Annotated in this window: 25 protein-coding genes and 1 CRISPR repeat array; of the genes, 21 read left to right on the top strand and 4 right to left on the bottom strand. The window is 39.0% G+C overall.

The window, feature by feature from the left end:
• Positions 1–131: 131 nt before the first annotated feature.
• Complete coding sequence (locus tag AB5642_RS01970) at positions 132–233, bottom strand: DUF6783 domain-containing protein (protein WP_334285841.1); 102 nt, start codon at positions 231–233, stop codon at positions 132–134.
• Here AB5642_RS01970 and AB5642_RS01965 point away from each other — a divergent pair.
• The 20 genes from AB5642_RS01965 (at position 198) to AB5642_RS01870 (ending at position 22,885) form a co-directional block, all read left to right on the top strand.
• Positions 198–341 carry a DUF6783 domain-containing protein gene (locus tag AB5642_RS01965; protein WP_334285842.1) on the top strand — a complete coding sequence of 48 codons (144 nt, stop codon included), beginning with the start codon at positions 198–200 and terminating at the stop codon, positions 339–341. The genes AB5642_RS01970 and AB5642_RS01965 overlap by 36 nt on opposite strands.
• Positions 338–901 (top strand): TetR/AcrR family transcriptional regulator, encoded by a 564-nt coding sequence (locus tag AB5642_RS01960; RefSeq protein ID WP_173716464.1) that lies wholly within the window; start codon positions 338–340, stop codon positions 899–901. The genes AB5642_RS01965 and AB5642_RS01960 overlap by 4 nt, the downstream gene beginning before the upstream one ends.
• A 358-nt stretch (positions 902–1,259) precedes the next feature.
• On the top strand, positions 1,260–3,227 hold the full coding sequence (locus tag AB5642_RS01955) for an oleate hydratase (RefSeq protein ID WP_173718026.1): 1,968 nt from the start codon (positions 1,260–1,262) through the stop codon (positions 3,225–3,227).
• 330 nt (positions 3,228–3,557) lie between these two features.
• A complete protein-coding gene (gene cas6 / locus AB5642_RS01950) occupies positions 3,558–4,295 on the top strand; it encodes a CRISPR-associated endoribonuclease Cas6 (protein WP_173718027.1) in 738 nt (245 codons plus the stop codon).
• Positions 4,288–6,624 carry a type III-A CRISPR-associated protein Cas10/Csm1 gene (cas10, locus tag AB5642_RS01945; protein WP_173718028.1) on the top strand — a complete coding sequence of 779 codons (2,337 nt, stop codon included), beginning with the start codon at positions 4,288–4,290 and terminating at the stop codon, positions 6,622–6,624. Before cas6 ends, cas10 begins: the two co-directional genes overlap by 8 nt.
• A 1-nt stretch (position 6,625) precedes the next feature.
• Positions 6,626–7,027, top strand: a complete 402-nt coding sequence (gene csm2, locus AB5642_RS01940) for a type III-A CRISPR-associated protein Csm2 (RefSeq protein WP_173718029.1) — start codon at positions 6,626–6,628, stop codon at positions 7,025–7,027.
• 12 nt (positions 7,028–7,039) lie between these two features.
• A complete protein-coding gene (gene csm3, locus AB5642_RS01935; RefSeq protein WP_173718030.1) occupies positions 7,040–7,705 on the top strand; it encodes a type III-A CRISPR-associated RAMP protein Csm3 in 666 nt (221 codons plus the stop codon).
• Between the two features lie 19 nt (positions 7,706–7,724).
• Positions 7,725–8,651, top strand: a complete 927-nt coding sequence (gene csm4, locus AB5642_RS01930) for a type III-A CRISPR-associated RAMP protein Csm4 (RefSeq protein WP_173718031.1) — start codon at positions 7,725–7,727, stop codon at positions 8,649–8,651.
• Entirely contained in the window at positions 8,648–9,745 is a 1,098-nt protein-coding gene (csm5, locus tag AB5642_RS01925; protein WP_173718032.1) for a type III-A CRISPR-associated RAMP protein Csm5, read from the top strand. The genes csm4 and csm5 overlap by 4 nt, the downstream gene beginning before the upstream one ends.
• A 134-nt stretch (positions 9,746–9,879) precedes the next feature.
• A CRISPR array of direct repeats spans positions 9,880–10,846; the repeat unit is 35 nt; unit sequence ATTGAGAAATATAAGTCCCCGGTAGGGGACGGAAA.
• A gap of 17 nt (positions 10,847–10,863) precedes the next feature.
• A complete protein-coding gene (gene cas1 / locus AB5642_RS01920) occupies positions 10,864–11,865 on the top strand; it encodes a CRISPR-associated endonuclease Cas1 (RefSeq protein WP_173718033.1) in 1,002 nt (333 codons plus the stop codon).
• A complete protein-coding gene (cas2, locus tag AB5642_RS01915) occupies positions 11,843–12,181 on the top strand; it encodes a CRISPR-associated endonuclease Cas2 (RefSeq protein ID WP_173718034.1) in 339 nt (112 codons plus the stop codon). The genes cas1 and cas2 overlap by 23 nt, the downstream gene beginning before the upstream one ends.
• A 12-nt stretch (positions 12,182–12,193) precedes the next feature.
• On the top strand, positions 12,194–13,516 hold the full coding sequence (locus AB5642_RS01910) for a CRISPR-associated protein Csm6 (RefSeq protein ID WP_173718035.1): 1,323 nt from the start codon (positions 12,194–12,196) through the stop codon (positions 13,514–13,516).
• Positions 13,517–13,599: 83 nt separating this feature from the next.
• Positions 13,600–14,463 (top strand): hypothetical protein, encoded by an 864-nt coding sequence (locus AB5642_RS01905; RefSeq protein ID WP_173718036.1) that lies wholly within the window; start codon positions 13,600–13,602, stop codon positions 14,461–14,463.
• 128 nt (positions 14,464–14,591) lie between these two features.
• Positions 14,592–15,842, top strand: a complete 1,251-nt coding sequence (locus AB5642_RS01900; RefSeq protein WP_173718037.1) for an ATP-binding protein — start codon at positions 14,592–14,594, stop codon at positions 15,840–15,842.
• A 153-nt stretch (positions 15,843–15,995) separates the two neighbouring features.
• Complete coding sequence (locus tag AB5642_RS01895) at positions 15,996–16,511, top strand: GNAT family N-acetyltransferase (protein ID WP_173716467.1); 516 nt, start codon at positions 15,996–15,998, stop codon at positions 16,509–16,511.
• Positions 16,450–16,860 carry a hypothetical protein gene (locus AB5642_RS01890; protein ID WP_195391830.1) on the top strand — a complete coding sequence of 137 codons (411 nt, stop codon included), beginning with the start codon at positions 16,450–16,452 and terminating at the stop codon, positions 16,858–16,860. The genes AB5642_RS01895 and AB5642_RS01890 overlap by 62 nt, the downstream gene beginning before the upstream one ends.
• A 77-nt stretch (positions 16,861–16,937) precedes the next feature.
• Positions 16,938–18,995: a beta-galactosidase gene (locus tag AB5642_RS01885; protein WP_173718039.1), complete on the top strand. Its 2,058-nt coding sequence runs from the start codon at positions 16,938–16,940 to the stop codon at positions 18,993–18,995.
• A 274-nt stretch (positions 18,996–19,269) separates the two neighbouring features.
• A complete protein-coding gene (locus AB5642_RS01880; RefSeq protein WP_173716495.1) occupies positions 19,270–20,391 on the top strand; it encodes a linear amide C-N hydrolase in 1,122 nt (373 codons plus the stop codon).
• Positions 20,392–20,797: 406 nt separating this feature from the next.
• Positions 20,798–22,204 (top strand): YfcC family protein, encoded by a 1,407-nt coding sequence (locus AB5642_RS01875; protein ID WP_118577704.1) that lies wholly within the window; start codon positions 20,798–20,800, stop codon positions 22,202–22,204.
• A gap of 114 nt (positions 22,205–22,318) precedes the next feature.
• On the top strand, positions 22,319–22,885 hold the full coding sequence (locus AB5642_RS01870) for a M15 family metallopeptidase (protein WP_173718040.1): 567 nt from the start codon (positions 22,319–22,321) through the stop codon (positions 22,883–22,885).
• 15 nt (positions 22,886–22,900) lie between these two features.
• On the opposite strand, the gene AB5642_RS01865 is transcribed toward AB5642_RS01870, so the two are convergent.
• From AB5642_RS01865 to AB5642_RS01855, 3 genes are read right to left on the bottom strand one after another with little or no spacing between them, the layout of a single operon-like run.
• Positions 22,901–22,993: a hypothetical protein gene (locus AB5642_RS01865; protein ID WP_368371444.1), complete on the bottom strand. Its 93-nt coding sequence runs from the start codon at positions 22,991–22,993 to the stop codon at positions 22,901–22,903.
• Positions 22,994–23,010: 17 nt separating this feature from the next.
• Positions 23,011–24,231, bottom strand: a complete 1,221-nt coding sequence (locus AB5642_RS01860) for an ATP-binding protein (RefSeq protein ID WP_237925986.1) — start codon at positions 24,229–24,231, stop codon at positions 23,011–23,013.
• A complete protein-coding gene (locus tag AB5642_RS01855; protein ID WP_118577702.1) occupies positions 24,228–24,902 on the bottom strand; it encodes a response regulator transcription factor in 675 nt (224 codons plus the stop codon). The genes AB5642_RS01860 and AB5642_RS01855 overlap by 4 nt, the downstream gene beginning before the upstream one ends.
• Before the next feature lie 174 nt (positions 24,903–25,076).
• Between AB5642_RS01855 and AB5642_RS01850 the strand changes: the two genes are divergently transcribed.
• Positions 25,077–25,393 (top strand): hypothetical protein (locus AB5642_RS01850; protein WP_368371425.1); only part of this gene is annotated, 317 nt, incomplete at its 3' end.

Genomic DNA, 25,393 nt, shown 5'->3' with positions numbered 1-25,393 from the left:
TTCTGGAAAAGCACTTTATGTGCCCTCCACGAAAGGGGGCTTTTCCCATGCATTTTTGCGAAAATGGTGTGAAAGCTGCTTTTTCCATAGTGCTCCTGTTGACAAAAATTCAAAAAGGCTTTATAAAATTCTTAGAGCCTGCAGATTGCGGTATATTTCGTCCGAATTCGATTGTCGTAGTCCGCTACGGTGCCCTCATCCGGGCAAAATCTCCCACAAATTGTGACATACATCTTGCAGAATGCCTTTTTCAAACACGCTCTAGAAATTGTACAGACCTCATGTATTGCATGATGCCATACTGCAAAATAAATATTATCAGGAGGAGCACATCTGAATGAACAATATCACAAAAAATGCACTGGAAGAGTCTCTGAAGAAATTTCTCCTTCAGAAGCCTCTGGACAAGATCACCATCAGCGACCTGACTACAGACTGTGGAATCAGCCGAATGGCTTTTTACTATCATTTTAAAGACATTTATGACCTGGTAGAATGGTCCTGTATTGAGGACGCTTCCCGGGCTTTGCAGGGAAAAAAGACCTACGACACCTGGCAGGAAGGGCTTCAGCAGATTTTTGAGGCTGTTTTGGAAAATAAACCATTTATTTTGAATGTATATCGCTCTGTGAAACGAGAGCAGGTGGAAAATTATCTGTACAGCCTGACCTATCAGCTGATCGAAGGAGTGGTGGAAGAGCAGAGCGAGAACCTGATGGTTACAGAGGAACAGAAGAAATTTATTGCGGATTTTTACAAATACAGTTTCGTAGGTGTCATGCTTGACTGGATCAAGAGAGGAATGAAGGAAGCCCCGGAAGAAATCGCGAATATGGTCTGCGTGACCATGCATGGAAATGTTGGGAATTCCCTGCGGAATATGGAGAAGGAAGGGCAATAAAGATTAAGTTTATCCGGAAAATAAGGGATAACTATGGCATAGCAGCTTTAATGCTGAAAGTGCGGGACATAAAGTATTCGAAATCAACTTTACAAAGTAAGGCGGATGATAAGTTTTTTGTCATCCGTCTTGTTTTGTAAATTGAGGAAAATTATTTTTTGACGTAGAATACACTCAGAAACAGGAAATACTAAATAAAAGGAAGCAGAATTTTGAATCAGCCAAATAAAAGCTTTTTATCTGAAGTCAGGAAACAAACCTGAGAGAGCTTAGAAGCTGATTCGAAAAGTTAAAACAAGAATAAACACAGATAGCCGGAAATAATGTAACGGTAAATTTCAGAAAGGTGGTAATTTTTATGTCAAAGAAAAAACATTCCGTATTAGGTATGGCAGCACTTGCCGCAGCAGGTGCAGGAGTAGCAGTCCTGGCAAATAAAAGCCGTGAGGAGAAACAGATTACAGAAGCACACGTAGACCCGAATTACCGCAATACAGAGCGTGGTAAAAACGAGAAAAACAGCAAAGGTATTTATTATACAAACGGTAACTACGAAGCATTTGCCCGCCCGGAGAAACCGGAAGGTGTAGATGACAAGCATGCATATCTGGTAGGAAGCGGACTTGCGGCTCTGGCAGCAGCTTGTTTCCTTGTAAGAGACGCGCAGATGCCTGGCGACCACATTCACATCCTGGAAGCGATGGACATTGCAGGCGGCGCATGTGATGGTATCTTCGATCCGATGAGAGGATACGTCATGCGAGGCGGGCGTGAGATGGAGAACCATTTCGAGTGCCTCTGGGATCTTTTCCACAGCATTCCATCTCTGGAAAAACCAGGCGCATCCGTTCTGGACGAGTACTACTGGCTGAACAAACATGATCCGAACTATTCTCTTTGCCGTGCTACTGTAAATCAGGGCAAAGACGCTCACACAGATGGCAAATTTAACCTGAGCCAGAAGGGCTGCATGGAAATCATGAAGCTGTTCTTTACAAAGGATGAGGATCTTTATGACAAGACCATCGAGGATGTATTTGATGATGAGGTTCTGAATTCCACATTCTGGTTATACTGGAGAACCATGTTTGCATTCGAAAACTGGCACAGTGCACTGGAGATGAAGCTTTACATCCAGCGTTTTATCCATCATATCGGCGGACTTCCGGATTTCAGTGCTCTGAAATTCACCAAATACAATCAGTATGAGTCCCTGATCCTTCCAATGAAGAAATATCTGGAGGATGCAGGCGTTGACTTCCAGTTCAACACAGAGGTTACCAATGTAATCTTTGATATCCATGATGGCAAAAAAGTGGCAACTGCCATTGAGTGCAAGGTAAAGGGTGTTGAGAAGGGAATCCTTCTTACTGAGAATGACTACGTATTTGTTACCAACGGAAGCTGTACAGAGGGAACTATCTACGGTGACCAGAACCACGCTCCAAACGGAGATGCTGAGGTTCGTACAAGCGGCTGCTGGAGCCTTTGGAAAAATATTGCAAAACAGGATCCGTCTTTCGGACATCCGGAGAAATTCTGCTCCGATATTGCGAAGACCAACTGGGAATCTGCAACTGTTACCACACTGGATGACAAGATCATTCCTTATATTACCGACATCTGCAAAAGAGATCCAAAGAGCGGCAAGGTTGTTACCGGCGGTATCGTAAGCTGCCAGGATTCCAGCTGGCTGTTAAGCTGGACCATCAACCGTCAGGGTCAGTTCAAGGACCAGGATAAAGATAAGGTTTGCGTCTGGGTATATGGTCTTTTCACAGATGTACCTGGCGATTATGTAAAGAAACCGATGAAAGAATGTACCGGTAAAGAAATTACCGAAGAGTGGCTGTACCATATGGGCGTACCGACGGATCAGATCGAGGATCTGGCTGAAAACAGCGCAGTCTGCGTACCGACCATGATGCCTTACATCACTGCATTCTTCATGCCAAGAGCAAAAGGCGACAGACCGGACGTTATCCCGGATGGCTGCGTGAACTTTGCATTCCTTGGACAGTTTGCTGAGACTCCAAGAGACACCATCTTCACCACAGAATATTCTGTTCGTACCGCAATGGAAGCTGTATACGGACTTATGGGCGTAGACCGTGGTGTTCCGGAAGTATGGGGCAGCGTTTACGACGTACGAGAACTCCTTGACGCCAGCGTAAAACTTATGGATGGCAGATCCCCACTTGAAATCGAGCTTCCTGGACCGCTGAATCTGGTGAAAAAACCTCTGCTGAAAGCAATCAAGGGAACTTTAGTGGAGAAGGTGCTGAGAGATCATGATGTGATTAAGGATTATATGCTGGAGAAATAAGCGGTTGTAAAAATTTTATATGCTGAAACGAGCGAAGAGTCGGAGTGATCCGGCTCTTTGTTTAATAGTAATGAATGAAAGATAGAAGACTGAAAAATGTTGGAATATTGGAGAGTGAAAAAATCAAAGTAGGCATAACCGTTATTTATGTTTTGAGCAGACATAGGTAACGGTTTTTTGTGTCATGTTTTTGCAAGATAATAGATTAGACACTTTAAATAATATAAAAATATACAAAAAATGCAAAAAAACAATGATTTTATAGTGCGTTTGTATTATAATATTTGCATACTTGACCAAAATGATAATTATTTTAACGGAGAATGAAACATGTATGTAGAATTATGCATGGAGTTTGGAAAAACAGAAATAAATTTTCAGCAATCTTCAAATTTACAAGGTGTCATTATGGAGAATATAAGCACGGAGTATGCGGGAATTCTTCATGGAAATCAGCTTAATCCGTATAGTCAATATGTGTCAAAAGAAGAGAACGGTGTAGTTTGGCATATAAAGACTATTACAGATGAAGCATATAAGAATATTATACTTCCAATGTCCGAGCTGAAAGAGATTACACTAAGAAAACGAGGAATTACAATTGTTCCTGAGAAAAAAACAATACAAATGATGGAAGCGAAAACTCTATTGGATGAGTTTTATGACAAGAAATGCTCTAGGTATTTTGAGGTATATTTTTTAACACCTACAGCATTTAAGCATGATGGAAATTATATTTTTTATCCGGATTTAAGTCTGATATATGGAAGCTTAATGCGTAAATATAGTGCATTTTCACAGCAGATGACAATGGAAGATAAAGACACTTTAGAGGAACTGTGCAGGAGCAGTGAAGTCGTAAATTATCGTTTACAAACAATACCATTTCCATTGGAAAAAATAAACGTGACTGGGTTTGTTGGAAAAATTGGAATTAAAGTGAAAGGTTCAGAGACTATAGCAAGATATATAAGGCTTCTTTTTCATTTCGGGGAATTTTCAGGAGTGGGAATAAAAACTGGAATGGGAATGGGAGCTATAAGATGCGGAGGGAAAAAGGATGAATGATCGAAAAGCGAAGCTGATTATAGGAAGCCTTTTACATGATATTGGAAAAGTAATCTACAGAGAAGGTGGTGACAAAAGAAACCACAGCGTAAGTGGATATGATTACTTAAAAGAAGAAGCTGACATAAAAGAAAAGGAAATTTTGGATTGTGTTAAATATCATCATGCACTGCTATTAAAGAGTGCAAATCTTGAAGATGATAACCTGGCGTATATAACATATATAGCTGATAATATCGCGGCATTTGCAGATAGAAGAGAAAAAGAAAATGTCGATGACAAAGGATTTGAAATCGCGGTTCCACTTCAAAGCATTTTTAATATTTTAAATGGAAATAAACAAGAATATTATTATCAACCGGGAGACATGGATCCGGAAAGTGGAATCAATTATCCGTCAGAAGAGAAGAAAAACTTTTCACAGACATTTTATATAAAAATCCGTCAGAGAATAACGGATAATCTTCGAGGAATAGACTGGAATGATGAATATGTGAATTCCCTGTTGGCTGTAATGGAGGCAAATTTGTCATATGTACCGTCATCTACAGCAAAGGCGGAGCTGGCAGATATTTCATTATTTGATCATGTAAAATTTACAGCAGCAGTAGCCAGTTGCATTTATGATTATTTAAATGCTGGAAAAAAGAATTGTAAGGATGAACTTTTCACGAAAGAGAAAGAATTTTATGACAGACAGGCTTTTTTACTTTGCTCTTTAGATATTTCAGGTATTCAGAATTTTATTTATACAATTACTTCCCAAAATGCATTACGTACATTAAGAGCACGTTCTTTTTATTTAGAAATAATGATGGAGCACATTATTGATACGCTTCTTGAAAAATTAGAATTATCCAGAGCGAATTTATTGTATTCTGGTGGCGGACATTGTTATCTTTTATTGGCAAATACGGAAGATACGCTACATAAATTGGAAGATTGGAAAAAAGAGTTAAAGTTATGGTTCCTAAAGCATTTTCAAAATGAACTGTTCGTTGCATGTGGATATGTCAAATGTAGTGCTAATTCTCTGAGGAATATTCCTGAGGGAAGTTATTCTGAAATGTTTCGCGGGGTGGGAGAAAAACTGTCAGCGGAAAAAATGCATCGATATGAAGCGGACGAAATTATTTGGTTAAATAGCCAAAAGGCTGATGATTATACGAAAGAATGTAAAGTATGTAAGCATGTTGGGAAAGTAAGCGAAGATGGACTATGTCCATTATGCAGTAAAATACAGAAATTATCCAATAATGTATTGTATAGTGATTTCTTTTCTGTCGTATTAGAAGGAGAAGCGGATGGTCTTCCGCTTCCAGGGGGATATTTACTTCTTGCAGATGATGAAAAAACGTTATCAAAACGTATGGAAAAAGATTCATATTTCGTAAGGGTATATGCAAAAAATCAGATGTATACTGGAAAACATATTGCCACAAAGCTTTGGGTAGGAGATTACACTACTGGGGATACATTTGAAAAATTTGCGCAAAAGGCAGAAGGAATTAAACGTATTGGTGTTTTGAGAGCTGATGTGGATAATTTAGGACAGACTTTTGTTGCTGGATTTGCTGGAAAATATGCGACATTGTCAAGAACAGCAGCACTTTCAAGGCAGTTATCAATTTTCTTTAAATATTATATTCGTTCAATTTTAAAAAATGGAGAGTATCATATTGATGGAGAAAAGAAGTTGACAGAAAGAAATGCAACTATTGTATATTCAGGTGGAGATGACGTATTTATTGTAGGTGCGTGGAATGAGGTAATCGAGCTATCAATTGATTTACAGGAAAAATTTAAAAAATACACGCAAGGAACCTTGTCAATATCGTCTGGAATTGGAATTTATGAATGTACATATCCGATAGGTGCCATTGCGAATGAAACTGGGGAAATGGAAGCGGAGTCAAAAAGAATGCCTGAAAAAGATTCTGTGACGTTTATGGATGATGGTGAGACGCATTTGATTAATGAACTTGAAATATGCGATGGTACTTATCGGTGGGAAGAATTATATAAGAGTGTTCTTGGAGAAAAATATGATGTAATTCAAGATTTTCTTGGAGAATCAGATGAAAGAGGAATGTCATTCTTATACCGCATGCTGGAACTGATCCGAAATCAGAAGGAGAAAATTAACTTTGCAAGATTTGTCTATCTTCTGTCTCGCTTGGAGCCAGATAAAGAAGGTGAAAAGAAAGAAAAATATCGCAAGTTTTCCAGAAAAATGTATCAATGGGTGCAATCTGAAAAAGACTGTAGAGAATTGAAAACAGCAATAAATCTATATGCTTATATGCACAGAGAGAAGGGGGCTCATTAATATGCGAATAAATGAGAAAAATTATGTCGATAAGGCTGAAAAAGTAATTTCGGATCTGGCAGAAGAATCAAAGGTGAAGAACAGAGGGCGTGTAAATATTGTAACGACCTCTAAACTTCGAAATCTTCTGGCAATGACAGCTGATATATATAATCAGGTATTACTTTATCCGTCGGAGAGGCTTGATGATGAACTGCTAGGAAGAATAGAATATTTAAGAGTTCGGGTTATGTATGAATGTGGGCGTGATAATGAGCACAAGGTAGAAAAGTTTATAAAAAAGGCTGAAATAATTGAATGTTTGAAAGAAATTGGTGCAAGTAAAAAGAACTATTTGCTTTTTAGTCGATATATGGAAGCTCTTATTGCATTTCATAAGTACTATGGTGGAAAAGAACAGTAAAGGGGGAGCATTATGTACGCAAAAATTAGAATTAATGGGGATATTTTAGTGAAAACCGGTATGCATATTGGAGGAAGCAGTGCTTTTGCGGCAATTGGAGCAGTTGATTCTCCAATAGTAAGGGATGTAAGATCAAATCTTCCATTGCTTCCTGGAAGTTCTTTAAAAGGCAAAATGAGGAGTTTACTTGCTAAGGAATTTAATGAAAGTCTTCAGGATCCAGATAATGATCATGAAAGAATTGTACGTTTATTTGGTTCAGCTAAGAAGGGAAACGTAAAGCGAAGCAGGCTGTTATTTTCAGATATGGTATTGGCGAATGAAGGAGAATTAAGACGAGCAGGTCTGCAGAGTATGACCGAGGTGAAATTTGAGAATTCGATTTCCAGACTTACTGCAGTAGCAAACCCAAGACAAATAGAGAGAGCTGTTCGAGGTTCTATTTTTGAGTTAGATTTAATATACGAAGTGGAAGATGAAAAAGAAATGATAGAAGATGTGGAAACGCTGGCAGAGGGTATGCGCTTGCTTCAATACGATTATATTGGAGGAAGTGGTTCACGGGGATATGGGAAAATTGCATTTGAGAATATAATTGCGGAAACTGTTGTAGGTGAGGTAAGTGAAGAATTATTGGCGCAGTGTAATAAGATATTATCACAAGCAATTCAGGAGTGAATTCTGAAAGGAGAAAACATTGAATTACACAAGTTATCGTTTGGAATTCTTTAATGGAGTACGATTTGGACATGGGAATCTCGACAGTACAGATATATCATTTCATGCAGATACTCTTTTTTCGGCTCTTTATCAGGAAGCATTAAAATTAAATAAGGAAAATTTATTTTTGGAATTTGTAGAAAATGATAGGTTATTATTTTCAGATGGATTTCCCTATATTGGAAAGGAATATTTTATTCCAAAACCAATGTTAAAAATTGAACGAAAAAGTTCAGCTTCGCGTGGAGATTCGAGAGAAAAAAAGTTGATTAAAAATATGAAATATATTCCAGTAGAGCTTTTGGAAGAATACATAAATGGAGATTTTCCGTTAGATCAAATGGATTTACTCCATAATCTAGGAAAATCAGGAATGAGAGTATCTGTTGGAATCAGCGGCAATGAGGATCCAGAGCCATATAGAGTAAATGCTTTTTATTTCAATGATGGAAACGGGCTATATATTATAGTTGGTTTTCAGGATGAAAAAGTGAAAAATTTGTTTGAAGAATTATTAGAAAGTTTATCGTATACTGGAGTTGGAGGAAAGAAGAGCACAGGATTAGGGCGCTTTGAATATCAGGAAAGTGAAATTTCTACAAATTTAGAAAAAAAATTACAAAAAGCTGGAAAAATAAATATATTGCTTTCTACTGCGATGGCAGCAGATATGGAGCTGGAGAAGATTCTTGATTGTGCCTATTATAGTCTGTTAAAGCGAGGGGGCTTTATAGATTCGGAAAAATATGCAGAACAACAGATGAGAAAACAGGAAAGATATGTTTTTATACCGGGATCTTGTTTTCAGCAAGTATTTAAAGGAACTGTGATAACAGAAAAGAATCGTGGAACACACCCTATATTCAGATATGAGAAAGCACTTTTTCTGGGGGTAGACATATGAAAAGAGTATTAAAAACATATCAGTTAGAATTAGAGGTATGCGGACCTGTTTATGTCGGAAGTGGCATGGAAATTCAGAAAAAGGAATATCTTTTTTTGAATAGAAATACAGTTGGTATTATAGATATTGATAAGTTGTATATGTTAGCCAAGAAAAAGCACTTGGAAATTGAGTTTGAAAAATTTATGGTTGTAGATGGAAGAGAAGATTTGAAGCATTGGGTTGAAAGAAATCGAATTTCTCTGGATGAAATCAAGTGCTGTATGAAGTATAAAATAAATGTAGGAGATATTCAGATGGAAAAAGGGCGCATGCAAATTATGAATTTCATGCGAGATCCTTATGGAAATCCATATATTCCTGGCAGTTCAATAAAGGGAATGCTTCGTACAATTTTACTTGCAGCAGATATTATGAAAAATCCACTGTACTATAAACAAGATGTCCAGAAGATAAAAATGGAATTGGATGGACCGATTAGAAATAGAAATATTTTACAAAAAAATATAGGGGGAATTGAAGAAAAAGCATTTCATAAATTAAATAGAACAGAAAAAAGCAAAGATGCAGTGAATGATATTATGTCAGGAATTATAATCAGTGACAGTAAACCACTGAGCAATGAAGATATGATACTTTGTCAGAAATGGGAATATCATATCGATGGTAGCAGCAAAACACTAAATCTGCTTCGTGAATGTGTCAAGCCAGGAACTGTGATAAAGACGAGTATGAAAGTTGACGAATCAATCAATCAGATTACAAGTGAGAAAATTATGGAAGCAGTAAAAAAATTTTATCAATTTTACTATAGTGTATTTCAGAGCAAATATCCTATTGCAGATCAGATGTTTGATGAAACGGTATTTCTTGGTGGCGGAAGTGGATTTGTCTCAAAAACTGTGATATATTCTCTGTTAGGAGAAAGAGAAGGAGTTCAAGCTGTGCAGGATATTTTTGATAAAACTTACGTGCCAAAGGAACATAAGCATTACAAAGATTGCAGACTGGGAGTTTCTCCTCATGTCCTAAAATGTACGAAATATTGTGGGAAAACTTATATGATGGGGCAATGTAAATTCAAAATATATTAGTTTTCCCGCGCACCGCATAAAATAGGCATTTGGAGAGTTTCTTATAATGAAAAATAAACTTATATTTCTGAAAAATCATTTCCCACGCAAATTGCGTAATACAGTCAGTGTTTACAAGGAATTGCGGAGATGGTATTGAGAAATATAAGTCCCCGGTAGGGGACGGAAACTGCTATTTATGTGTTGCAATTGTCAGTAGGTTTTTATTGAGAAATATAAGTCCCCGGTAGGGGACGGAAACAAGCCAGAATGTACAAAGATACCACCGAACCTTATTGAGAAATATAAGTCCCCGGTAGGGGACGGAAACTCTGATTTGTTACTTTTATAAACCACGCCACTTTCTTTTATTGAGAAATATAAGTCCCCGGTAGGGGACGGAAACAAATTTACGTCCACTTTTGCTAGTTCCGTGTAACAATTGAGAAATATAAGTCCCCGGTAGGGGACGGAAACAATCTCTGTTTTGGGTATCACTTTGCCCTTCAGATTGAGAAATATAAGTCCCCGGTAGGGGACGGAAACTCGAACCGTTATCTATCCACACACTAAGGGAGAGGCAATTGAGAAATATAAGTCCCCGGTAGGGGACGGAAACGCACGAATTGAATATGTGGCTTTTGGTGGGATGCCCATTGAGAAATATAAGTCCCCGGTAGGGGACGGAAATGATGGAAAATCAGTGATTTCGGATTTTACATGAACAATTGAGAAATATAAGTCCCCGGTAGGGGACGGAAACGGATTCAAACCCGCGTGCGAAGTTAAAACCGGAACAATTGAGAAATATAAGTCCCCGGTAGGGGACGGAAACCCGTATGCCATTTTCAAAGTACAGAATGCCGAATGCCATTGAGAAATATAAGTCCCCGGTAGGGGACGGAAATCTAGTCTTTGCTGTGTACGGAGTTTCAAAAGGAATTGAGAAATATAAGTCCCCGGTAGGGGACGGAAACACTTCTTGTAATTCTCCAACGAAATCTTTTTTACTATTGAGAAATATAAGTCCCCGGTAGGGGACGAAAACCATTCGTCTACAATTCTCTGATTGTCTTTTGGCGTGTTATTGAGAAATATAAGCCCCCAATAGGGGACGAGAAAAACAAAGGGGGAACACAATGGGATTACTTTATGTTAATGAAAATGGAGCTCAGATTGGTTATGAAGCAAATAAATGTGTAGTAAATTATAAAGATGGTTTGAAAAAATTGATTCCTATTGAATCTCTAGAGGGTATCACTATTATGGGGCAATCACAGATGACGGCAAAATGTACCGAAGAATGTCTGAAAAGAGGAATTCCGGTCGTCTATTTTTCAAAAGGTGGGGTATACTTTGGTCGTGTAATGTCTACAAGCCATATAAACGCTGGAAGACAAAGAATGCAAAGTGCACTATATGACACAGAATTCGCGGTAGAACTTGGAAAAAGAATTTTAAGCGCAAAGATTAAAAATCAGAGTGTTGTATTGAGAAGATATGAAAAAAGTCGAAATATACGTCTTGAGGAAGAACAAAAAATGTTAAGTATATGCAGAGGAAAAATAGAAAATTCCAGACGTATTGAAGAAATTATCGGCTATGAAGGGCAAGCTGCGAAGTTCTATTTTAGAGGTCTTTCAAAGTGCATTGAGAGAGAATTTCAGTTTAACGGAAGAAGTAGACGCCCACCAAAAGATGAATTTAATTCAATGATCAGTTTAGGGTACTCTATTTTGATGAATGAATTATACTGTAAAATAGAAATGAAGGGGTTAAATCCATACTTCGGATTTATACATAGAGATGCTGAAAAGCATCCCACATTGGCAAGTGATATGATGGAAGAGTGGCGCGCTGTTATTGTGGACGCAACGGTTATGAGCATGATAAATGGGCATGAAATTTCAAAAGAAGATTTTGTTTTCAACTTGGAGCAACCAGGTTGCTATTTAACAAAGACTGGATTAAAATTATATTTGAATAAACTGGAACGTAAATTTCAGACAGAAATTCGATATTTAAAATATGTAGATTATCCTGTAAGCTTTCGTCGTGGAATTTTATTGCAAATGGAGCAGTTAACCAAAGCAATTGAGAAGGGAGATGCTTCTTTGTATGAACCAATTGTTATTCGATGATGAGGAATATTATTTTCAGATAACAGATGAACTGGAAAGTGACCGTCAATTTATCTTGATAATTTATGATATTGTTGACAATAAGCGTCGAACCAAGTTTGCCAAATTATTAGAAGGATATGGAAAACGGGTTCAAAAATCAGCATTTGAGGCAATGCTTTCAGAAAAAAATTATTACAAGCTGATTGATCAGATTCCAGCATACATTGACCGAAATGGAGAGGATAGTGTGCGGGTTTACAAAATTACAGGAAAGGGAAAAGTCAAGTCCTGGGGAATAGAGCCTGTTTCTGAGGAAGAGATAATTTTAGTATAGAGGAAAATGAAAATGGGAAAGAAGTATTTATTTTCACCAGTAGGAAATACGGATCCAATTAAGTATTTTCATGATGGTTCATTACTGCACATATGTAGACATTACCAGCCAGATGTTGTTTATTTGTATTTGTCTAAAGAAATGATTGAGAATCATAAAAAAGATAATCGATATGTAAGATCAGTGGAGTTATTGAGTGAAAAAATCAACCATAACATTGAAGTCCATGTGATTGAAAACAGTGATATGATTGACGTTCAGCAATATGATGTATTCTTTACTGAATTTCGAAAAATTATAGGAGAAATTGAAAAACAGAAGAACAACGAAGATATATTGTTGGTAAATATGGCATCGGGAACACCGGCAATGAAAAGTGCTCTCCTGGTTATGGCAACATTAGCTGAATATAGATTTATTCCAATACAGGTTTCCACACCAAAGAAAAAAGGAAATCTGGAATACGAAGACAGAGACGATTATGATGTTGAAACAAACTGGGAACTGAACGAAGATAATAGAAGCGAGGCGGAAAATCGATGCCATGAAATAAAGTGTATGAACTTAATGCGCTTGTTAAAGATTGATATTATAAAAAAGCATTTGCTTTCTTATGATTATCGTGCTGCTTTAGAAGTGGGAAAAGATATAAAGGATGATATTAGTCCAGAAATTTATAACTGGCTAGAAGCAGCGGCGGCAAGATCGGTATTAGATTGGAATAAAATGAACAAAGCGCTTCCAAAGGGAAATGGTATTGTTACGCCAGTGAAAACAGATGATGTTAAACGCTCCCTCTTTGAATATACTTTAATTTTGGATTTGAAGCTAAAAAGAGGAGAATATGCGGATTTTATTCGAGCGTTTACGCCTTTGGGTGTTGATCTAATGGAATCTGTAATTGAGCAATATTGTGAAGTGAACATTTCGGATTATTATAAGGGAAAGAATTCTGCTAAGCAGTGGAATCAGAGAAAACTGGAAAGTAGTGAAATATTGCCGCTTTTGCAAGGTGATTTTTCTCGGTTTAATTTTGGACCAGTATATTCTATTCAATTAGTTAATTTAATAGAAGCGAAGTGTTCTGATGACTTATTGAAACAACGAGCAAGAGAGTTGGTTACAGTGGAACAAAACACACGAAATATTGCCGCTCATAATATTGTATCTGTGACAGAGAAATGGGTCAAAGAACAGACCGGAAAAAGTGTATCAGAAATTATGTGGCTTATAAAATACATTTGTTCGCGAGTGAAGATTAATATCAGAGAGGAAAATTGGAATTCATATGATAAAATGAATACTCATATTATAAAGCTGCTAGATGAATTATGATAACGTTTAAAGCAATATGAGGCTGTAATTGTAATATCCATTTACGGTGTAATAATTCTATTAAAACTGAGGGAGACTTCAAAATGAAGAGAATACCTATTACCCCATTTCTTATTCTCGCTGCGCTATTTACAGTTATAGGTGCCTCAGTTTATATGGAAGCTGAGGCAGAGAAACGTAAGCAGGAAGAACTGCAACGACAGCAGGAGGAGTATTTGGAGAAGTATGAAAAGGCGGAGAATGCTATTCTGATGCAGGATTATAATACCGCAGTAGAGCTATTGGAGAATTTGCCAGAGAACTTTAAGGACAAGGAATATGTTTTGGTTTATGCAAAGTATTGTAAAAGTGTAGCCGATGGAGAAACAATACATACGCAGTATCGGATAACGTGGGAGTTGCCTCATGAAGGTGATATGTATACGGGAGATTTTGCAGAAGAAATGAAAATTGCCAGGGAAACAGCAGCTAAGGAGAATGAAGCAGAAGAACGGCGGTTAAAGAAGGAGAAAGAAAAGAAAGAGCGAGAAAAAATCAAGCAAGATCAGCCGTATAGAGGAATGGATGAGAAATACATTACAAGTACTATCTGGGGTTTTTATGATAAAAAAGAGTCAGAAAATTACAGAGATAGTAATGGACAGGTGAAAGTGCAGAATACGTATAAGTGGAAGGGAAGCGATGGCGCGTACAGAAATGGAGCAGTCTGCCGGGATGGAAAAGTTACGGACCTTATACGATATGTACAGAAATCTTCTTCTAGTTATAGTAGTTCTTCCAATAAATATTCGTCACGCAGTAAATCCTCTTCCAACAATAAATTGTCACAGAAAAAAGATGAATATGATGTATATGATTATGATGATCCAGAGGATTTCTATTATGATCATGAAGATGATTTTGACGAATATGGAGATGCGGAGGATTACTGGGATGAGGCTCAATAAAGCTACTTCGATATAATGATAGAAATAATTGAAATCAATCAAAAAAACAATCGTAAAAAAATACGATTGTTTTTTTGCGCGTTTTTGCATATAATAATAGAAATATAATTGAAAAGGAGCTGAATCGTATGAAGGAAACACGAACAATGGAGTTTAAAGAAACTGTCACAAATACTTTTTTGAAAACTGTTAGTGCCTTTTCAAATTACAATGGCGGCATGATTCTTTTTGGCGTTGATGATAATGGTGTTGCCAAAGGGTTACCAGATGAAAAGCAATCATGTCTGGATATTGAAAATAAAATTAACGATAGTATTTACCCTCAACCAGACTATACACTTGAGGTGCAGCAGGATCATATAATTAAACTGGTTGTCAAAAGTGGCGTTCATAAGCCTTATTTGTATAAATCCAAGGCGTATAAAAGAAACGATACTGCTACGATAGAAGTAGACACGCTGGAACTGTCAAGACTGATCCTGGAGGGGAAAAATATAAGATTTGAAGAGCTTCCGTGCAAAGATCAGGAATTATCGTTTGAAATCTTATATCATAAATTAAAAGAATGCATTCAGCTTGAGACTTTTGATCAGGATACTTTAAAAACATTGAATTTATATAATAATACGAATGGATATAATAATGCAGCAGGTCTTCTGGCTGACGAAAACCATTTTCCAGGGATTGACATTATGAAGTTTGGCGAAAATATCAGCATTATTCAGAGGAGAGCAACCTTTGAAAATATATCAATTCTTGAAGTATACGATAAGACAATTGATATATTCAGAGATTACTATCAATATGAAGTAATTGAGGGGGCTGACAGGAAAAAGGTAGAAAAAATACCAGAGGCTGCGTTCAGAGAGGCGGTTGCAAATGCGTTGATCCACAGAGCCTGGGACATAGAGGCCAGAATCAGAATTTTAATGTTTGATGACAGGATAGAAATTGTTTCTCCAGGCGGGTTGCCATCTGGAATAACAGAAGAGGAATATTTAGCTGGGAAATTATCTGTTTTAAGAAATAGAAATCTTGCAAATGTATTTTATCGGCTGGGGTTTGTTGAGATATTTGGAACTGGAGTTATGAGAATCAAACAACTATATGAAGATGGATTCAGTAAACCAGATTTTGAAGTATCAGAAAATTCTATTAAGATTGTACTCCCGAATTTTGAAAAAGATGTGGACTTAACGGAAGATGAAAGAATTGTATATAAAATTTTGAGCAAGAATTTGATGAAATCAATTAGTGAAATTGCACCATATGTTCCTTTTGGAAAATCCAAGACAACGCAGTTGCTGAAGAGTATGGGACAAAAAGGCATTATAACAGTTGAGGGCAGAGGAAGAGGTACAAAATATATCATAAGATAAAGTGGTGGTCTTTTATGTTGCTATAAGGAGTCGCTGTCGGTTACTCCATTCACGGTAAGTAATTTGCAATGTATGGAAATAAAACTTCGCCAGATTTTTCAACAAAAAGAGAAGAGTACACTGATAGATAAGCTGAAATTGAGGAGAACCATTATGGAAAACAAAATTATCGTAAGAAAATACGAGGAAAAAGATCTTCCAGCTATGATCCGCATCTGGAATGAGGTTGTGGAAGATGGCGTGGCATTTCCACAGGAAGAATGTTTGGATGAGAAAACCGGCGCGGAGTTTTTCGCAGCGCAGACTTATACGGCGGTAGCCGAGAACAGGGAGAACGGACAGGTCTTGGGATTATATATTCTTCATCCGAACAATGTAGGCCGCTGCGGACACATCTGCAACGCCAGCTACGCCGTATCCCACGGTAACCGCGGACTTCATATTGGAGAAAAGCTGGTAAAAGATTGCGTAGCCCAGGGAAAAGTGCATGGTTTCCGTGTACTGCAGTTTAACGCAGTTGTGGCGGGCAATGTTCATGCAAGACATCTTTATGAGAGAGTTGGATTTCGCCAGCTGGGTGTGATTCCGGGAGGATTCAGATTGAAAAATGGGGAGTATGAGGATATCTGTCCGTATTATATTGAACTCATTAACACCGTTGATAAGTAGCGAACAAGATCGGAAAGATACTATAAAAATAGCTATATTACTTGCAAAACAGGATACCAGAGTAACCGCAGAAAAGACCGTAGCAATATTATATACAATGGCGGATAAGTTTTTGCGGGGAAGTGATTTGGAAGAGCTAAAGGAGGTTGTAGCGATGACAAGATTAGGTCAGATGTTGTACGATGATGGATTAAAAGCTGGAAAAAGTGAAGGAAGAATAGAAGGAAGTGATAGAATGGCATCATTAACCAAGAAGCTTTTGGAAGCTGCTAGAATGGCTGACTTGCAACTGGCGTTGGACGATCCTGGATATCGTGAAAAACTGATGGATGAATATGGAATAAAATAAAGTGAATTAAGCGAAGCGAAGAGTCGGAGAATTCCGACTCTTTGTTTCAAAAGAATTGAATTAAAAAGGAGCAGAATATGAGAAAACCACAAAATTTTCAATGGAAAGAAATGACCATGGGAACCTGTTATTATCCGGAGCATTGGAGTAGAGAACTGTGGCAGGATGATTTACAGAGAATGAAGGCGGCAGGGATTACCGTGATCCGTGTAGCAGAGTTTGCCTGGAACAAAGTGGAGCCGGAAGAGGGCGTTTTTACCTTTGATTTCTGGGATGAATTTATGGAGTTATGTAAACAGGAAGAAATGCAGGTGATTTTTGGAACACCTACAGCTACACCGCCGGCATGGCTTACGGAAAAATACCCGGAAGTTTTAAATTGCCGTCAAGATGGAGTTCCATATCGTCATGGAGCCAGAAGACATTACAATTACAATTCACCAAAATATAGAGAATTATCTGCAAGGATCGTAGAAAAGCTGGCGCAGCATTACGGCAAACATCCGGCAATTGTGGGATGGCAGATTGACAATGAACTGAATTGTGAGGTGGATGAATTTTATTCAGAGGCAGATTCTGTTGCCTTTCGTAATTTTGTGAAAGAAAAGTATAAAACTCTGGATAACCTCAACGAAGCATGGGGAACTGTTTTCTGGAATCAGACCTATACAGACTGGGAGCAGATTTATGTTCCGCGACCGGTGTTAAATAATGGTTGCAATCCACATCTCAGGCTGGATTATTACCGCTTTATTTCAGAAAGTACAATTTCTTTCTGTAAAATGCAGGCAGAAATAATCTCGAAATATAAGAAAGACGGAGACTATATCACCACAAATGGTATGTTCTGGAATCTGGATAATCACAAGATGGCAGAGGAATGCCTGGATGTTTATACATATGATTCCTATCCAAGTTTTGCATTTGGGTTGAACAGAGATCCGAAGACCGCGAAAGACCTGAATGACCGTCATTGGAGTAAAAATCTAACGGAAGTACGTTCCATATGTCCTCATTTTGGTATTATGGAACAGCAGTCTGGGGCAGGTGGATGGACTACAAGAATGGAAGGTCCGGCACCAAGACCTGGTCAGCTTACACTTTGGGCAATGCAGAGTGTAGCCCATGGCGCAGATTATATTTCTTTTTTCAGGTGGAGAACCTGTACTTTTAGTACAGAAATGTACTGGCATGGAATTTTGGATTATGACAATCGCGATAACCGTAAGCTGGCAGAGGTAAAAGACTTTTATAATAAATTAAAGTGTCTGGATGAAGTTTGCGGAGCGGATTATACAGCTGCATTTGGAGTATTAAAAGACTACGACAATATGTGGGATACGAATGTGGATGTATGGCATAGAAGGGTGGAAGCGCAGAGCTCAGAAGAAATCTTCATTGCTTCTGAAATTTATCACACCCCATATAATACGTTATATCTGAGCGAGGATACAGATATAAAGGAATTGCAGAAATATCCAGTGCTCATCTATGCACATCCTGTTATTATGACGGGAAAAAGAGCTGCTTTACTTAAAGAATATGTAGCAAATGGCGGAATCCTGATCATAGGCTGCCGTTCCGGATATAAGCAGGAAAATGGCAAATGTGTTATGCTTCCGCAGCCCGGACTTTTGCAGAAAATTACTGGTTCAGATGTGAGAGATTTTACATTCACAAGTCCAGCAGAGCCGTCTGTCACCGCCAACTGGGACGGTCAGACGATTGACATGCCAATATTTAACGACATTATGGAGCCTGTAGAGGAGGGAGAAACTCTGGCTTTCTACGACAATAGCTATTACGCAGGAAAACCAGCCGTAATCAGAAAGAATACAGGAAAGGGATATGCAATTCATTTTGGCAGTACTTTTTCCAGAGAAAGCATGAAGGTGCTGTTAGAATACACAGGAATTCTGGAACCATTCCAGGCTATGCTTGAAGCTCCACAGGAGGTGGAAGTCATTCAGCGTGTGAAAGGAAATAAGAAATACTTCTTTGTCCTGAACTATATGGGTTCAGAACAAAAAATTGTGCTGAAAAAGCAGATGCGGTCCTTATATGATAATGTAATTGCAAATGGTGAAATCTGCATGAAACCGTATGAGACAATAGTTTATGAAGTTTTGGAATGAAACAGGAAAATGTTTTTGAAAATATGAAATTAAATAAATCAGAAATAGTTAAACGAAGAGTCGGAGAAATCCGGCTCTTTGTTGTTTATAAGGTAGTGAGCCAAATTCATAGAACGCGTTTGATTTTAGTTTTTTAAACACGTATTGGTTAGGTTATGGATAAAATAGGTTAATTCAACAGAAAAACAAGTCATATCCAACAATTGTCTTGCATACCTATTATTTAATCCAGTATAATGATTATATCAAAAATATTACCGGAGGGGGGATGCAGATGAAGACACAATCGAAGAAACGTAAGATAATCCGTACGGTTTTACTGGTGATTCTTTTGCTTCTGATAGTGGCTGCGGGTGGTTTTATTTCAGTGTATGAGGGTCGCTTTCAAACCATAAGCAGTATTCAGAAAGTGACAGATTACGACGAGTATAATCTGTATCGCATGGATGTGAAATATGATTATGATCTGGATCGACTGATCGAATACGGCATAACAGATAACCAGAGCTTTGTTGATGCCATTGTGAAAGAGGCACTTCCTATCTTGCCAGTACATATTAAAGCACCGGATTTTGGTTGCAGTGCTTTTACCCTGCAGGAAGCAGACGGAAATGTGCTGATGGGCAGAAACTATGATTTCAAACGGGATACTTCCGCAATGCTGGTTTACTGTGAACCGAAGGGTGGTTACAAATCCGTGGCTTTCGCAGCATTGGATAATATCTCTGCAAATATTCCGGATGCGAGTATGAAGAAAAAGCTTGCCACATTAACAGCACCATTTATCTGCCTGGACGGCATGAATGAAAAAGGGGTATCTATTGCAGTCCTTACTTTGGACAGCGAACCGGTTCACCAGAATACAGGCAGGCCGGTGATCGGAACCACGCTTGTGATCCGTTTGATTCTGGACCGCGCGGCAACTACAGAAGAAGCCGTAGAGCTTCTGAACCAGTATGACATGTTTGCTACAAGCGGCAGAGATTATCACTTTTATATCACAGATGCTTCCGGTGATGGCAGAGTAGTGGAGTATGACTGTGAAAGCGAAACCAGAGAAATGGTTGCCACACCAATTCGTTCCATCACGAATTTCTTTGGACTCTATAAGGATAAAGTCCTTCCGAATCAGAAGAATGGCATTTACGGTCACGGAAAAGAGCGGTATGACAAAATGGAAGCTATTTTTGACTATGAGGAAGTTTACACCAGTGATGTTGCATGGGAGGCTTTGAAGGCCGCATCACAGGAGCCGTCAGAGGAGGAAGTTACCAGTAATACCCAGTGGTCTATTGTTTATGATGATACCAATCTCACCGCAGAAATTGCCCTTCGGAGAAACTGGGATGATGTGATCGGGTATAATCTGAAGGATAACACGATTACATTAAAATAATAACATAGAGCCTGTTTCAAACATAATCCGGTAGTCTTAAAGGAAGAGAAAGACACGTGAACCAGAAGTTCAATATAAGGTTTTAAATGCCTCGTCAAAGGGAAGCTTCATCATTTCCCCGGCGGGGCATTTTGATTATTTGAAATACGAATCTCGTTACAGTGTTGACTGGAATGTTAGTTAAATTTGTCTATAAATTTGAAACAATATGTCAACTTAGTCTGAAAAATAACGCTTTAACACGTTAATTTTGATTGACTCCATAGTATATGCAGTGTATTATGAATTTATAATTGCTGTTTGCGGAGTGGATACATGTATGGGGTATACATAAGAAAAAAGTGTAAAACTCTTCAGGCAAAGCGAATAGTTTTTATAATCCATCTATCTAAAGGGGGAGTCATTTATGACGGGAAAGAGAAAAAGAAAACTGGCAATGCCAGACACCCTGATCATCGTAGCATCCGTTGTACTTCTGGTGGCGATTCTTTCATGGATCATTCCATCCGGAACCTACGATTATCAGGAAATGAACATCAATGGAAGAATTCGAAACGTAGCTATTGATGGAACTTATCACACAATTGATAAATCCGAAGTTACCACAACCGGATTCCTTGGATTTTTCAGTGTACTGTATCGAGGCTGCGTGGAGGCTGCTGATGTAATCTTCATGATCCTCTGCTGCTGCGGAACTTTCGGTGTTGTGGTGAAAACAGGTGCTTTCCATGCAGGAATCGGAACCATTTTAAAGAAACTGAAGGGAAAAGAAATTCTGCTTGTTCCAATCATCATGATGATCTTCGGACTGGGCGGTTCCGTGTTTGGTATGGCAAGTGAATTCTACGGATTTTATCCATTGATCGTAGGTCTGGGAGTTGCTCTTGGATATGATGCAATGTTCGGATTTGCCATTATTGCAGTTGGAGAGTTTGTTGGATTTATGGGAGCGACACTGAATCCATATTCTGTAGGAATTGCCCAGACAATTTCAGGTGTAGAGCTTTATTCCGGAACCGGATACCGTGCGATCTGCTTCGTGATCTTCATGGCAATTTCCATTATCTATGTAATGGTTTACGGGCGGAAAATTAAGAAAAATCCAGGTGCATCCGTTGTATTTGGTGAAAAAAACATTCATGCCTTTGACAGAGATGAGTTAAATGAATACAGCTTTACCTTAAAAGATGGTCTGGTTCTTCTGGATGTTCTTGTAGTGCTGGTTGTTCTTATGCTGGGTCTGATCAAATGGGGATGGGATTTCCCGCAGCTTTGTGGCTTGTTCCTTCTTATGTCTATGATTGCTGCAGCAATCTGTAAGTGGTCTCCGAATAAATGGTGCAGTGAGTTTATTGACAGCGCAAAGACTGCAATGTGGGGATGTATCCTTACTGGTATTGCGAAGGCTATCACAGTTGTTATGCAAGATGCGCAAATTATGGATACTGTTATCTACGGCTTGTCAAATGTGCTGAAAAATGCGCCTCATGCAGTTTCTGCACAGGTAATGCTTGTAGTACAGACTCTGATCAACTTCTTCATACCATCTGCAACAGGCCAGGCTTCTGCAACCATGCCGATCATGGCACAGCTGGCAGATATTATTGGTGTGAGCAGACAGACAGCAGTTCTTGCATTCCAGTTTGGCGATGGACTTTCCAATATTTTCTGGCCGACGGCAGATATCGTTATCATCTGTGGCCTTGGTGGAATTTCCCTGCAGAAATGGTATAAGTGGTTTACACCGCTGTTTCTGATCTTGTTTGTGACACAGGCGATTTTGCTGGGAATTGCAACTGGAATTGGGTTCTAGAGCCTTTTTCAAACACGCTCTGGAACTTCAAGGAAAAGCTTTAGGAACATTAATTGTTTGATAACCAGTGAACTTTAAAAACATAAAGGTAACTGTTGTGAAAAGGTAAGTCTAATGGAAAGAAAAGGAAACTTAATTAAACTTACGGACCTGTCTTCCGATTTTATCATCGATCTGAAATATGCCACGCCGGATAATTTCACTGGCGTGCAGGTGTACCAGTCAGCGGATTGCTGGCTGGATGAGCACACCGCGCAGATTCTGATAAAAGCGCAGGAAATTTTCGAAAAAGATGGCTATCGGGTGAAAATCTGGGACGCTTATCGTCCAATTCGTGCGCAGAAGCGGTTCTGGGAGATCATGCCAAATGATGATTTCATTGCCCGTCCGCCGGATATGACGAAAATTAAGAAATTCCGTCCTACTCATATGAACGGAATGTGTGTTGACGTCACTCTAACTGATAAAGAAGGCAACGAAATCGAAATGCCATCTCCATTTGACATTATGGACGAACGCGCTGCTTTGAATTATTCCGGTCATTCCGAAAACGGAAGAAGAAACGGCGAGTATTTGAAACAAGTGATGGAATCCGTAGGCTTCCAGGCATATGAATGTGAATGGTGGCATTTTTATGATGTATCTACAGACCCGGCACCGTTTTCGGATTATGAAATTTAACCGAATCAAGTAAAGTCACCCGGGTCGGTTGCGAAAATCCGCTTGATTACTATAGAGCGTGTCTGAAAAAGGCTTTCTGCAAAATCTCCCGCAAAGTGGGGCGTGCAGATTGCGGAAATGATTTTTTAGACACGCTCTAAACTACTAATGGGTAGCATAAGTGCAATTATGCTGCCTTTTTCATTACTTTCTAATACTTTCACTGAACCACCGTGTTCCCGGGCAATGGAGTCAACCAGCGCCAGCCCCAGTCCGGCACCGCCCATAGCCCGGCTGCGGGACTTGTCTACACGGAAAAAAGGATCAAAGATTTTTTTCTGATTTTCAGGTGAAATGCCAATGCCGGTGTCTTTTACCAGGATCATAGCCTGACCGTTTTTCTCCTTCACCGAAACTGTGACAGAGCCATTGGGACGGTTGTATTTAATGGCATTTTCCACAAGATTGTAGACTGCACGATAAAGAAGCACATAACTGCCTGTGATATTGCGAATATTGTTATTAAGTGCAGATGTATCAGGCGTGTGGACATCAGTATGCCAATCCTGACTGGAGCTGTCATCAAAATGAATGGAAATTCCTGCTTTTTCTGCAACTGGGTCCAGGTCGCAGAAAACCTCATCTACAAGCTCTTCCAGTGTAACCTGATCTGTACGTGGAACAGATTTCAGATTTGTCATGTCAAGAAGAGTTCCCACCAGCTGGGAAAGCCTTGCTGTCTGTTCTTTAATCATGGCGAAAAGCTGTCTGTATTCAACTATTTCCGGTTCCTGCTTTTTCTCAAAAACTTCCAGATTGGTCTGCAAGACTGCTAGTGGTGTCCGCAGCTCATGAGCGGCATTTGCAGAAAACTGTTTCTGTGTACTGAAGGCATTGTCCAGCCTGGTCAGCATTTCATTGAAAGATCTGGTCAGCTGTGCAATTTCATCCTTTGAATTGGGAACTGCCAGCTGGGTGGAAAGGTTCTGCGCCTGGATCTGACTGACTTCACTGGTTAGTTTCTGCAGTGGCGTAAGGGCCTTTTTCGTAAGAAAATAAGTACACACACTGGAAAGAAGAATAATGATCGTGGTTGCAATAACACTTCGTAGAAGAAAAGCTTCTTTGGTTTCCTGGATTTCCTGCTCGAACTGAGGAAAAAGAGCTTTGGGATCTACATTAAAGGTAATTGGTGAATCGCCATCCTGTGGGTCCACCTTGATCATATAATTCTGCAATCCGTCCATTCCCGATACGGCAGAATGGCTGATGAAGAAGTACATAAGAACACAGGAGACAATCATCAGTAAGGACAGCAATAAAGTGAGTTTCAGCTGAAGTGAGGTGTGGAAACGTTTTTTTATCATCTGTATTCCTCCAATATATAGCCCTGGCCTATTTTATTCTGAATAGGGTCAAATCCAATTGCAGCCTTTAGTTTTTTTCTAAGAGATGAAATGTGCACACGGATGGAATTGCTGAAGGTATTTACGCTTCCGTCCCAAATATGTTCAATCATTTCTTCCGGTGAAATGACACGGTTCTGATGGAGCAGGAAATATTCCAGAAGGCTGCTTTCTTTTCTGGTAAGGGAAATCGGCACTCCATTTACAGAGGTTTCTCTTGTTCTGGTATCAAAGGTAAGCTGATTCCATTTCAGGCATACATCCTCCTGAACAAATTTCCGCCGGGTAAGGCTTCGAATTCTGGCTTCCAGCTCCTGAAAGTGAAAGGGTTTGGTAAGATAATCATTGGCTCCCAGATCCAGACCGTTTACTTTATCTTCAATCTGATCCCGGGCGGACAGGATCAGAACCGGGGTATTGGTATTGTGTTCCCGGAACTGACGGAGAATTTCCAGACCGTCCGTGCCGGGAAGATTCAGATCCAGCAGGATCAGGTCATAATTTTCTGTCATACACAGGCAAAGCCCTTCGTCTCCATCGAAACAGATATCTGTTTCATAACCATCTATGCGAAGTCCCTCCGCAACAGAGCGGCAGAGCTGCTCTTCGTCTTCTATAATTAAAATGTGCATAACTGCTCCTTTCGTAATATGATTTTGCGCAGATCAGATACTCGCAAAAAAGAGAGTATTTATAATTTAAATATTATCATATTTTGAAAAAAATAAAAATCTTAACACAGATTTTATAGGAAAGATGTTAAAATACGTTCAGACAAATAAAAAACGCTGAAAGGAAAATTAAAAATGATGAATAAAAAAAGACTTATGGCAATTCTGGCAGCAGGAGTTCTGACAGCAACATCTTTCAATCCGGTTATGATTAAGGCTGAAAGCGTATCAGCAGAAGAAGCTGGCATGGCAGTTCCGGCAGATGCAGCAGGCATGAGCGTACCTGCGGATGCAGCTGGCGCAGCAGTTTCAGCAGATGAGGCCGGCGCAGCAGTATCTGCAGACGAAGCTGGCGCAGTGGTAGCCGGTGACGGTTCTGAGACAGCTGTTTTCTCTGAAGATGGCACACCTGTGAAAAAAACAGTAAAAGCAGCAGATATTAATATGAAGGT

Source organism: Ruminococcus sp. 1001136sp1_2201st1_G3_2201SCRN_220225 (genome assembly GCF_040924365.1).
Taxonomy (GTDB): Bacteria; Bacillota; Clostridia; order Lachnospirales; family Lachnospiraceae; genus Blautia_A; species Blautia_A faecis.
Note: the sequence above shows the minus strand (reverse complement) of the source record. Positions and strands in the feature narration are given on the sequence as shown.

Coding starts and splice junctions, on each gene's coding strand:
- AB5642_RS01970 (WP_334285841.1), bottom strand. CDS start 233: ATGTATGTCACAATTTGTGGGAGATTTTGCCCGGATGAGGGCACCGTA.
- AB5642_RS01960 (WP_173716464.1), top strand. CDS start 338: ATGAACAATATCACAAAAAATGCACTGGAAGAGTCTCTGAAGAAATTT.
- AB5642_RS01955 (WP_173718026.1), top strand. CDS start 1,260: ATGTCAAAGAAAAAACATTCCGTATTAGGTATGGCAGCACTTGCCGCA.
- cas6 (WP_173718027.1), top strand. CDS start 3,558: ATGTATGTAGAATTATGCATGGAGTTTGGAAAAACAGAAATAAATTTT.
- cas10 (WP_173718028.1), top strand. CDS start 4,288: ATGAATGATCGAAAAGCGAAGCTGATTATAGGAAGCCTTTTACATGAT.
- csm2 (WP_173718029.1), top strand. CDS start 6,626: ATGCGAATAAATGAGAAAAATTATGTCGATAAGGCTGAAAAAGTAATT.
- csm3 (WP_173718030.1), top strand. CDS start 7,040: ATGTACGCAAAAATTAGAATTAATGGGGATATTTTAGTGAAAACCGGT.
- csm5 (WP_173718032.1), top strand. CDS start 8,648: ATGAAAAGAGTATTAAAAACATATCAGTTAGAATTAGAGGTATGCGGA.
- cas1 (WP_173718033.1), top strand. CDS start 10,864: ATGGGATTACTTTATGTTAATGAAAATGGAGCTCAGATTGGTTATGAA.
- cas2 (WP_173718034.1), top strand. CDS start 11,843: ATGAACCAATTGTTATTCGATGATGAGGAATATTATTTTCAGATAACA.
- AB5642_RS01910 (WP_173718035.1), top strand. CDS start 12,194: ATGGGAAAGAAGTATTTATTTTCACCAGTAGGAAATACGGATCCAATT.
- AB5642_RS01905 (WP_173718036.1), top strand. CDS start 13,600: ATGAAGAGAATACCTATTACCCCATTTCTTATTCTCGCTGCGCTATTT.
- AB5642_RS01900 (WP_173718037.1), top strand. CDS start 14,592: ATGAAGGAAACACGAACAATGGAGTTTAAAGAAACTGTCACAAATACT.
- AB5642_RS01895 (WP_173716467.1), top strand. CDS start 15,996: ATGGAAAACAAAATTATCGTAAGAAAATACGAGGAAAAAGATCTTCCA.
- AB5642_RS01890 (WP_195391830.1), top strand. CDS start 16,450: ATGGGGAGTATGAGGATATCTGTCCGTATTATATTGAACTCATTAACA.
- AB5642_RS01885 (WP_173718039.1), top strand. CDS start 16,938: ATGAGAAAACCACAAAATTTTCAATGGAAAGAAATGACCATGGGAACC.
- AB5642_RS01880 (WP_173716495.1), top strand. CDS start 19,270: ATGAAGACACAATCGAAGAAACGTAAGATAATCCGTACGGTTTTACTG.
- AB5642_RS01875 (WP_118577704.1), top strand. CDS start 20,798: ATGACGGGAAAGAGAAAAAGAAAACTGGCAATGCCAGACACCCTGATC.
- AB5642_RS01870 (WP_173718040.1), top strand. CDS start 22,319: ATGGAAAGAAAAGGAAACTTAATTAAACTTACGGACCTGTCTTCCGAT.
- AB5642_RS01860 (WP_237925986.1), bottom strand. CDS start 24,231: ATGATAAAAAAACGTTTCCACACCTCACTTCAGCTGAAACTCACTTTA.
- AB5642_RS01855 (WP_118577702.1), bottom strand. CDS start 24,902: ATGCACATTTTAATTATAGAAGACGAAGAGCAGCTCTGCCGCTCTGTT.